The organism is Candidatus Methylomirabilota bacterium (assembly GCA_035260325.1).
Lineage (GTDB): Bacteria > Methylomirabilota > Methylomirabilia > Rokubacteriales > CSP1-6 > AR19.
On the sequence record DATFVL010000179.1, the window covers coordinates 1 to 10,244 of the forward strand.

At 70.8% G+C, this 10,244-nt stretch carries 8 protein-coding genes and 1 pseudogene; 2 read left to right on the forward strand and 7 right to left on the reverse strand.

Annotated features, from left to right (window positions below; all coding sequences use genetic code 11):
* The 7 genes from VKG64_11855 to VKG64_11885 all read right to left on the reverse strand — a co-directional run.
* Nucleotides 1-201: MoaD/ThiS family protein (locus tag VKG64_11855; GenBank protein HKB25735.1), on the reverse strand; the 201-nt coding region annotated here is incomplete at its 3' end.
* Nucleotides 202-211: 10 nt separating this feature from the next.
* A complete protein-coding gene (thrC, locus tag VKG64_11860; GenBank protein HKB25736.1) occupies nt 212-1,459 on the reverse strand; it encodes a threonine synthase in 1,248 nt (415 codons plus the stop codon).
* A gap of 689 nt (nt 1,460-2,148) precedes the next feature.
* Nucleotides 2,149-3,504, reverse strand: a complete 1,356-nt coding sequence (locus VKG64_11865; GenBank protein ID HKB25737.1) for an alkaline phosphatase D family protein — start codon at nt 3,502-3,504, stop codon at nt 2,149-2,151.
* Nucleotides 3,505-3,596: 92 nt separating this feature from the next.
* Nucleotides 3,597-4,508 (reverse strand): SDR family NAD(P)-dependent oxidoreductase, encoded by a 912-nt coding sequence (locus VKG64_11870; protein HKB25738.1) that lies wholly within the window; start codon nt 4,506-4,508, stop codon nt 3,597-3,599.
* A gap of 223 nt (nt 4,509-4,731) precedes the next feature.
* On the reverse strand, nt 4,732-5,529 hold the full coding sequence (locus VKG64_11875; protein ID HKB25739.1) for a YihY/virulence factor BrkB family protein: 798 nt from the start codon (nt 5,527-5,529) through the stop codon (nt 4,732-4,734).
* Nucleotides 5,526-6,431 carry a trypsin-like peptidase domain-containing protein gene (locus VKG64_11880; protein HKB25740.1) on the reverse strand — a complete coding sequence of 302 codons (906 nt, stop codon included), beginning with the start codon at nt 6,429-6,431 and terminating at the stop codon, nt 5,526-5,528. Before VKG64_11880 ends, VKG64_11875 begins: the two co-directional genes overlap by 4 nt.
* A gap of 8 nt (nt 6,432-6,439) precedes the next feature.
* Nucleotides 6,440-7,285, reverse strand: a complete 846-nt coding sequence (locus VKG64_11885; GenBank protein HKB25741.1) for a dienelactone hydrolase family protein — start codon at nt 7,283-7,285, stop codon at nt 6,440-6,442.
* A gap of 95 nt (nt 7,286-7,380) precedes the next feature.
* Here VKG64_11885 and VKG64_11890 point away from each other — a divergent pair.
* Together VKG64_11890 and VKG64_11895 are read left to right on the forward strand one after the other, a co-directional pair.
* Nucleotides 7,381-7,941 (forward strand): annotated as a pseudogene (locus tag VKG64_11890) (DsbA family protein).
* Nucleotides 7,942-8,389: 448 nt separating this feature from the next.
* A complete protein-coding gene (locus tag VKG64_11895) occupies nt 8,390-10,213 on the forward strand; it encodes a DNA polymerase domain-containing protein (GenBank protein ID HKB25742.1) in 1,824 nt (607 codons plus the stop codon).
* Nucleotides 10,214-10,244: the final 31 nt, after the last annotated feature.

Here is a 10,244-nt window from a genome sequence, read left to right on the forward strand (position 1 = left end):
CCGGATGTCCTCCTGGTTGACGTAGATGTTGATGAAGCGCCGCAGCTCGCCCGACTCGTCGAGCAGGCGCTCCTTCAGGCCCGGATACTGGCGCTCCAGATCGGAGACGAGGCTGTCGATGGTGTCGCCCTTGGCCTGGATCTCGGCGTTGCCCTTCGTGAGCGAGCGGAGCGGCGTGGGGATCCTGACGAGCACCGGCATTGCGTTCCTCCTAGGCCGTCTGGGACTTGAGGTCGGCGAGAGCCTTGTCGAAGGCCGAGAGCGAGGGCTTGATCTTCACGTGGGCCTCGAGCCGCCCGTAGAGCGCGTCCGGCGTCTTGAGCCCGTTGCCGGTGATGCAGACGACGATGGACTCGTCGCGCGGGATCACGCCCGCCTCGATGAGCTTCTTCGTCGCGGCGACCGTCACACCGCCCGCCGTCTCGGTGAAGATGCCCTCCGTCCGCGCGAGCAGGAGCATCCCTTCGATGATCTCCTCGTCGGTCGTGTGCTCGCCGTAGCCGCCAGACTCCTTCGTCGTCTTGTACGCGTAGTACCCGTCCGCGGGGTTGCCGATCGCGAGCGACTTGGCGATCGTGCTCGGCCGGACGGGCACAAGGACGTCGGTGTCGTTCTTGATCATCGTGACGATCGGCCCGCAGCCCAACGCCTGGGCCGCGTGCATCTTCGTCTCGACCGGGCCGTCCACGAGGCCGAGGGTCTTGAGCTCCTTGATCGCCTTCCAGATCTTCGTGATCAGCGAGCCGCCGGCGCACGGGACGACGATGTGGCCCGGGGTCCGCCAGCCCAGCTGTTCGACGATCTCGAAGCCGTAGGTCTTCGAGCCCTCGGAGTAGTATGGGCGGAAGTTCACGTTCACGAACGCCCAGTGGTACTTGTCCGCGATCTCGGAGCACAGGCGGTTGACCTCGTCGTACGTGCCGTGGACCGCGACGAGCGTCGGACTGTAGACGAGCGTCGCGAGGATCTTCCCCTGCTCGAGGTCGGCCGGGATGAAGATGTAGGACTTGAGCCTGCCCTCGGCGGCATGCGCCGCGACCGAGTTCGCGAGGTTGCCCGTCGAGGCGCACGCCACGGTGTCGAAGCCGAACTCGCGCGCCTTCGTCACCGCGACCGAGACCACGCGGTCCTTGAAGGACCACGTCGGGTGGCAGACCGAGTCGTTCTTGATCCACACTTCGCGGCAGCCGAGCTCGTCGGCCAGGTTCCGCGCGCGGATCAGCGGCGTGAAGCCCACGTGGTGGCCAACCGCGACGTCGCCGTCCACCGGCAGGAGGTCCTTGTACCGCCACATCGAGGGCGGCCCGGCCGCGATCGACTCGCGCGTGACGACGCCCTTCAGCGTCTCGTAACGGTAGTCGACCTCGAGGGGACCGAAGCAGAACTCGCAGACGTGGACGGGGGTCGCGGGGTAGCGGCGGCCGCACTCGCGACAGCGCAGACCGTTCAGCTTCTCCATTGAGCCGTCTCCATCGGTAGGGGATTTGAGCCCCGAGTTTTGCTGCACCGACAGCAAGACATTTCCACCACTTAACACTCAACGCCGAGTGAAGTCAATCGAGTAGTCATTTTGTCCTTGGACCTTGCGATTCCAATTTCTCAATACGCTTGTGCTGTGACCGAAGGCAACTGGCAACGAGTCCGGCTAAGATCCCCAGCAGGTTAAAAATGGAAGCGTAAATGATGGCGCGATGATCGTGGATAAACCAGAACCCAATGATTCCGAGAAGAAGGTTCCCGATGGCCAGGACGTAGATCGCAATAATGAGATTCATATCGTCTCCCGTCCGTCGCAGAGGACCGACTCCGTAAGATCAAGGACCCCCGACCCACCCAGCGTATCCGGAAACGACGGCGCCGACAGCGATGAAGACGAGGGCCGCCGGTAGCGACAGGGTGTGCAGCCAGTGAGGCCCGAGGGCGTCAGTGAGGAGCCAGGCGGAGAACCATGTGACTCCGACGGTCGCGGACATCAGTCCAGCGGTGTGCAGACGGTAGCTCCGCACCGCTCGGGGAGAGGGGTTCGCGGCCACGCGCGCGCGCCGCTGGCGCACTGTCCTCAGGACGACCGTCCACATGGCGATCGCGAGGGCCAGGTTGAGGATGATCGAAAGCCATCTCATACGCGAAGCTCCTGCGGCCGGCGCCCTACTCGGCGCCGATCGTGTGGGTGAAGAGCACCGAGCCGTCCTCGGCGATCAACCGCACGACGAGGCTCCGGGGCTCGATCGTGACCTCGCCGAAGTTGTAGACGCCGCCCCTCGCGAAGAGCGAGCGTGGGTTGAGCGCCTGGTCGAGCGGCCGCGGGCGACCCATCGTCGCCGAGAGCGGGCCGGCGACGAACTCGTGGAAGGACCACTCCGGCGTCGGGTGGTGGCGGATCAGCTCGGCGTGGTGCACGTCGGCGACGAGGAACACGAGGTTCTTCACGTCGCGCTCGCGGAGCCGGCGGAGGACCGTGTCACGCTCGACGGCGAAGCCGGTGCCGCCCTCCTGGGGGATGCCCCAGACGCTCGCGTTGGACCACGAGTCCCGCTCCTCCGGTTTCCCGGTCGGGATCGAGAGCGGGACGCTCGAGACGACCACCTTCCAGACGGCGGTGGACGCGGTGACGTTGTCCACGAGCCAGCGGCGCTGGGCGGCGCCGAGCATCGTCTTGCCGGGGCCGTCGCGCTGCGTGTTGGGGCTCCGGTACTGGCGGGTGTCGAGGACGAAGACCTCGAGCAGCCGGCCCCAGCGAAATTTCCGGTATAGCCGCGTCGGCTCCTCCTCGGGCGGGACGATCGGCCAGTAGTCGAGGAACGCGCGGCGTCCGTTCGGCATCAGCGGCTCGCTCGGCCCCGAGAAGTTGTTGCGCACCTCGTGGTCGTCCCATATCGCGTAGACGGAGGTCAGCTTGAAGAAGTCCTGGACCGCGGGCTCTTCGCGCTGATAGAGGTGCCGGCGCCGGTACTCGCCGAGCGATCGTGCGACGAAGTCCGCGCCCGGGACGACGCCGGGCCTGTTGCACCGGACGTCGCCGTAGATCGTGTCGCCGACGAAGAGGAAGAAGTCGGGTCGCTGCCGGGCCATCGCCCGGAAGATCGGGTAGCCGCCCTCGATCTTCCGGCAAAAGCCCCCGCCGCCGAGGTCGCCGCTCCAGAGGAAGCGTACGGGCGCCGCCTGGTCGTGGGCGGGTGCCGTCACGAACTCGCCCCGGAGCGTCTCGCCCGCGCTCTTGAGCTCGTACGCGTAGCGCGTCGCCGGCGCGAGGCCGGAGAGCGTGATCTTGACGGTCTGGTCGCCGCGCCGCGCCGACGCCCTGGCCGCCCCCTTGACCGCGGCGCCGCCCGTGGCCGACCGAGCCTCCACCGAAACGTCCGCGTCGCCCGATGGCCGCGCCCACACGACCGCGGTCGTCGGCGTCACCTCGCCGACGGTCACCAGCAGGCCGGCCGCCGAGGCGGCGCCCGCCGCGAGCAGCGGAAGAGCCAGCGCGAGCCCCAGGAAGAGTCGTCGGATCACCAGCTTCGCCTCTTGCAATCGACCGCGGGCTTCGCCCGCGCAACCCCGTTCTGGGAGAGGCGTCGGAGGGGGCCGCCGAGGCCCCCTCCGAGTCATACGAGCGGGTCGTAGTTGAAGTACTGACCCGACGTCACGTTCGGCACGAGGTGGTGCTGGAGCGTGCCCGGGAAGATCTCGGCGAGCTTCTCGACCGTCCAGCCCTCGTCGTTGTGGATGCGCGTGAGGGGCCGGTGGTGGCCGAAGAGCATGATCTCCTTGCCCCGCACGCCGAAGATCTGGCCGGTGATGTCCTTGGCCTGCTCGGTCGCGAGGAACGCGGCGACGGGGGCGATGTGGGCCGGCGACAGCTTCTTGATCTTCTCCACGCGCGCCTTCTGGGCCTCGGTCTCCGTCGGGATCGTGCCGATCATCCGCGTCCAGGCGAAGGGCGAGATGCAGTTGGCCGTCACGTTGTAGCGCGCCATGTCGAGGGCCGTCACCTTGGTGAGCCCGACGATGCCGAGCTTGGCCGCGGCGTAGTTCGCCTGGCCGATGTTGCCGACGAGCCCCGAGGTGGAGGTCATGTTGATGAAGCGACCCCACTTCTGCTCGCGCATGATCGGCGCCGCCGCGCGCGTCACGGCGAAGGCGCCCTTCAGGTGCGTGTTGATGACGCCGTCCCACTCCTCCTCGGTCATGTTGAAGATCATCCGGTCGCGGAGGATGCCGGCGTTGTTGACGACGATGTCGATGCGGCCGAAGGCGTCGAGCGCCGTCTTGATGATCGCCTGCCCACCCGCCATCGAGGCGACCGAGTCGTAGTTGGCGGCGGCCTGGCCGCCCGCCTTTTTGATCTCGTCCACCACCTCGTCGGCCGGGGCGCGCGACTCGCCGGTGCCCGCCTCGGAGCCGCCGTAGTCGTTCACCACCACCTGCGCCCCCTGGCGCGCGAGGAGCATGGCGATCTCGCGCCCGATCCCGCGCGCCGCGCCCGTCACGACCGCGACTTTGCCCTTGAGCATCATCGGCCGACACCTCCGTCGCCTAGTTGAAAGCGAGGGCACACGATAACACACCCGCGCTCGCGTCGGGGCTGGGGTGCCCGGGCCGGGGGTGCCCTCGTCGACCACGCCAGCTCTCGTGACGCGAGGTGAACTCCCCCCTGGGCGGCGTCCGTGCGCGTAGAAGCTACGGGTCTCAGAGGGCACCCCCGACCCGGGCACCCCCACCACGCCTGTGCGGCGGGCGTCAGCGGTGGCGGGCGTCGAGCGCGGCGACGAAGGCGGCGGAGAAGACGAAGACCACGGCCGAGTAGTAGACGAACATCACGAACGCGACGAGGATCCCGAGCGGGCCGTAGATCTGGTCGTAGACGCCGACCTCCCGGATGTAGACGCGGAAGAGCTGCTTCGCGACCTCCCAGAGGATGCTCGCGAGGACCGCCCCGGCCAGCGCGGCGCCCGGCCGCACACGACGGCGCGGGACGAAGCGATACGCGAAGTAGAACATGAGCGTCGAGAGGCCGAGGCTCAGCCAGAACGACGCGAGCTCGAACCACCGCGGCGGCACGGGCAGCGCGCCGAGCGCCAGGGCCTGGAACCAGTGGTAGAGCCACGTGACCGCGCTCGCGAGGAAAAGCAGGACGCTGAGCACGAGGACCATTCCCGCGTCGGTCACGAGGTTGCGGAGGAAGCCCCCGCCCTCCCGCACCCCGAGGAGCCGGTGCAGGACGAGGCGCGAGGCGCCGAAGAGCGGCGTCGCGAAGAGGACCAGCACGCCCGTGCCGACGAGGCCGGACACCGCGCGCGACTGGACGATCCGCAGCAGGACGCGCTCGATCTGCCGCTGGTAGACCGGGAAGTGCTGGGTGAGCTGGCGCACGACCTCGCGCGCCGCCTGCTCCGTGGAGAGGACGAAGCCGACCACCGCCACGCCGAGCAGCAGGATGGGGATCAGCGTGACGAGGAAGAAGAACGCGAGGCCGGCGCTCAGGAAGAACCCGTCGGCCTCCCGGAAGCGCGAGATCGCGCCGCCGCCGGGGCTCACGCTTGCCGGAAGAAGTAGGCCCGGTCGCCGCCTTTCATCTCGAAGCGGCGCACCTTGTTGTCGCGCATCACCTCGAGCGTCAGCGCCTCGCCCGGCTCGTGGCGCCAGAGGGAGAGATAGAGGTCGCGCCGGCTGGCCACCTGCTCCGCGTTGATCGAGACGATGAGGTCGCCCTCCTGGAGCCCGCCGCGGTCGCCCGGCCCGTCGGGGACGACGCCCGCGACCACCACGCCCTCCTCGAGTGCGTGGGCGAAGACGCCGAGCCACGCGCGGCGCGGCCGGCTCACGACGCGGCCGTACCGGAGGAGCTCGCCCTCGTGCTTGCGGTAGAAGTCCACCGGGATCGACAGCGAGCTCCGCGAGATCTCGTTGAGGTTCAGGTGGAGGACGCCCACCATCGCGCCCGCCAGCGTGAAGAGGCCCCCGCCGCCGAAGCCCGGGTTGGCCGCGTTCGACACGATGCCGCGCTCGAGCAGGTACTCCCAGTACGCCTCGAACTCGCCGAGGTAGGTCACGATGCCGCCCGCGGCCCGGCGCTCCTGCGCGCCGAGCGCGCCCAGGGCGACGACCTCCGCGCCCCGCTCGAGCCCGTCGACGCTGCCGAGGGTCGCCGCCGGCAGCCCCTGGCGCTTCACGCGAATCAGCGCCAGGCCGATCTCGAAGTCCTGCGCGACGATCTCGGCCTTCGCGCGCCGGCCCTTCGCGAAGCAGACCTCGATGCTCTGAGCCCCCATCACGACGTAGTTGACGCTCAGGATCAGCCCGGACGAGTCCACGATCACCCCGCTGCCGAGACGCTCGTCGCCGAGGATCCGCGTGGACGGGTGCTCGCGCGGCACGGTGACGCGGAGGTGGACGACCGATCTGAACAGGTGCTTGACGAGCTCGACGGAGACGTCCATGGCGGCCGCTACATGCCCCGGAGGTGGCGCCCGAAGAACGCCGCGACGCGGCGCCGGGCGTCGGCGAAGGCGCTCGCGTCGAAGCCGACCGTGGCGCCGCAGCACTCCCCGGGCTTGTTGCGGTTGCCCACCTCGGGCAGGTACGTGACCTTCTGGCCGATCACGTCGAAGTAGTGATAGACGCCGGGATAGAGGACGACCGTCGCCTCGGCGCCGCGCCGGCGCATCCGGTCCACCATCTCGACGCAGGGCCCGGGGATCGTCCAGTCGTCGGCGTCGCCGAGCAGGACCAGGAGCGGGCGCGTCACGGCCTCGCTCACGAGCGAGTAGCAGCCGCCGGGGTAGACGCCGACCGCTGCCGCGAATCCGGGCGCCGGCAGCGTCACGCCGCGCCGGCGCGCGCGCTCGAGGCTCGGGCCGTTGATCACCGCGATCGCGAAGACGCCGCCGTTCGACCACCCGATGGCCCCGACGCGCGCCGTGTCCACGTACGCCCGCGCGTGGAGGAACCGCAGCGCGCCGGCGGCGTCGTCGAAGCGCTCCGTGGGCCCGACGTCCGGCGTGCCGGCATCGCAGCCCTTGCCGATCGCGCGCGCCCCCCAGCTGTCCACGACGAGCGCGACGTAGCCGCGGTCGCGGAACCAGCGCGCCCACTCGTGGTTCGACGGCGAGACGCCGTGGCAGCCGTGGAAGAGCACGACGGCCGGGAACGGCCCGGAGCCCTCCGGGCGGTACTCCCACGCGGGGACGTCGAGCGGCGCGCCGGGGGTCGCGTTCGGGAAGCGGAGCGGGGCGGAAACGCAACCGGCGCAGAGCGCGGCGACGAGCAGGGCCACGTGGGCGCGCCGATGCATGGGTTGAGGATACACCGATCGCCGGGTATGCTGGCGCCGTGACAGGTCCGGTCCGGCTGATCGTCTACTCCGACTATCTCTGACCCTGGTGCTACCCGGCGGCGGTCCGCCTCCGGCGGCTCTCGGACGAGCTCGGCGACGCGCTTCGCGTCGAGTCGCGCGCGTTCGCGCTGCGCCCGGCGCCCGCGCGCGGCGTCCTGTTCACGGGCACGTATCGCGAGGAGGGCTGGCGGCGCTGCGGAGCGATGTCGGCGGGCGACGGGATCCGCTTCACCCCGTGGCCGCACGGCGAGCTCCCGGGCGGGAGCCTCCCCGCGCTCGAGGCGGCGAAGTGCGTCAAGAAGCAGGATGAGGCGCTGTTCGAGCGCGTGCACCTCGGGCTCTACGAGGCCTACTTCACCGAGAGCCGCAACATCGGCGACCCCGCTGTGGTCCGTGACGTCGCCGCCGCCGCCGGCGCCGACATGGGGCGCTTCACGGCGGACTTCGCGGCCGGCATCGGGCGCGAGGCCGTCCTCTCCGACCTCGAGGCGGCCGCCGCCGAGCACGGCGTCACCGCGATCCCGACGGTCGTCGTCGTCGAGACCGGCCGCGCGCTCGTGGGGCTGGCCGACCTCGCCACCTACCGCGCGGCCGTGGAGGAAGCCCTCGCCTAGCCGCGGGCTCACTCTCCCGCGGGCCCCGCTCCTCTTCGGACGCGACCCGGCTCCCGGTCTCCTCGCGTTCGGTCTCGCGCGCGGCGGTCGCGCGCTCACGCTGTGGCGGCGGGAGGGCGACGCGGTCGCGACGGAGCAGGCACCGTTCTCGCCGTTCCTCCTCGCGGCCGACAAGACGCTCGTCGCGGACGCCCCCGGGCTCGTCTCCGTCGAGACGCTCGACGGCCCCGGCGAGCTTCGCTGGATCGCCCGGTTTGGCTCCTGGTCCGACGCCCTGGGCGCGCGCGAGCTCTGCCGCGAGCGGAGTGGACAGTCCGCCGGCTCGCCGGCGGCGCCGTACCTCTTCCTCGCCGATCCGGTCCACCAGTACCTGCTCCTGACCGGCCGCACCTCGTTCGGCGGCCTCGGGTTCGAGGACCTCCGGCGGCTCGCCCTCGACATCGAGGTGGTGACGACCGAGGGCCACGAGTTCCCGAGCGCCGCGCGGCCGGGCGACCGCATCGTCGCCGTCGCGCTCGCCGACTCCACGGGCTTCCGCCACGTCGTGCGGGGCGACCGGCTCGACGAGCCGGCGCTCCTCGCCGAGTGCACGCGGCTGATCCGCGAGCGCGACCCGGACGTTATCGAGGGGCACAACGTCTTCCGGTTCGACCTCGAGTACCTGGAAGCGCGCGCGCGGCTCCACGGCCTGTCGCTCGCCTGGGGGCGCGACGGCAGCGCGCTCGCCGGCCGCGTCGCGCGCCTGCAGATCGCCGAGCGGACCATCGGCTACCGGCGCTACGAGGTCGCCGGCCGCCACGTCGTGGACACCTGGATGCTCGCGCAGCTCCACGACGCGGGCACGCGCGACCTGCCCGGCTTCGGGCTCAAGGACCTCGCGCGCCACTTCGGCGTCGCGGCGCCCGAACGGACCTACGTGGACGCCTCGCAGGTCACGCGCGAATTCCGCGAGGCGCCCGACCGGCTGATGGCCTATGCGCTGGACGACGTGATCGAGACGCTCGGCCTCGCGTCGGTGCTCGCGCCGCCCTACTTCGCCCAGGCGCAGGTCGTCCCGTTCGACTACCAGTCGTGCACGCTCCGCGGCGCGGCGGCGAAGATCGACGCGCTCATGCTCCGCGAGTATCTCCACCGCCGGCACGCGGTGCCGCTGCCGCGGCCGGTCGCGCCCGTCGGCGGCGGCCACACCGCGATCCTCCAGCAGGGCGTGGCCCGTCCCGTGCTCCACGCTGACGTCACGTCGCTCTACCCGTCGCTGATGCTCGCGGGCGGGATCGCGCCCGCCTCGGACGCCCTCTCGGTGTTCCCGGAGCTGCTGCGTCATCTCCGGGACTTTCGCGTGAGCGCCAAGCGCGGCATGCGCGAGACGGGCGACGCCGCCGAGCGCGCGCACCTCGGCGCGCTCCAGCAGTCGTTCAAGATCCTCATCAACGCGTTCTACGGCTACCTGGGCTTCTCGGGCGGCCACTGGAACGACTTCGCCGCCGCCAACCGCGTGACCGCCGAGGGGCGCGCCGTGGTCGCCACGCTCCTCGACCGGCTCGGCGCGCTCGGCGCGACGCCCGTCGAGGCGGACACCGACGGCGTCTACTTCGTGCCGCCGCCGGGGCATGGGCCGGGCGACGACGAGCCGTTCCTCGAGCGGCTCGCCGCGGCGCTACCGCCCGGCATCCAGCTCGAGCTCGACGGCCGCCACGCGGCGATGTTCAGCTACAAGATGAAGACCTACGCGCTCCTCGACGATCGGGGGCGGCTCCTCCTCAAGGGCTCGGCGTTCCGTTCGCGCGGGATCGAGCCCTTCCAGCGCCGGCTCATCGAGGAGATCGTGCAGGCACTCCTCGTCGGCCGGCGCGAGGACGTCAGGCGCACGGTGGACCGCTGGCTCGACGACTTCGCAGCGCACCGCGTGCCGCTCAAGGCCTTCGTGCGGACCGAGACGCTCCAGGAGTCGGTCGAGGGCTACCGGGAGAGGGTCGCCGCCGGCGCGCGCCCGGCCTCGGCGGCGTACGCGCTCGCCCTGGCGTCGGGGCGCGCGGTCCAGCCCGGCGACCAGGTGTCGTACTACGTCGCGGGCCGGAGCGCCGGCGTCGCCGTGAACGAGTACGCGCGGCTCGCCAGCGAGTGGGACGCGGCGCGGCCCGACGAGAACGTCGAGTACTACCAGGCCAAGGTGCGCGAGATCTGGGAGCGGTTCCGGACGTTCACGGAGTTCGACGGGCTCCGGCCGTTCGTCGACGAGCCCGCACCCCAGGACCAGCTCTCCCTCTTCTAGTCGGCTCCGGACTCGGCGGGGGCCGGGGCTG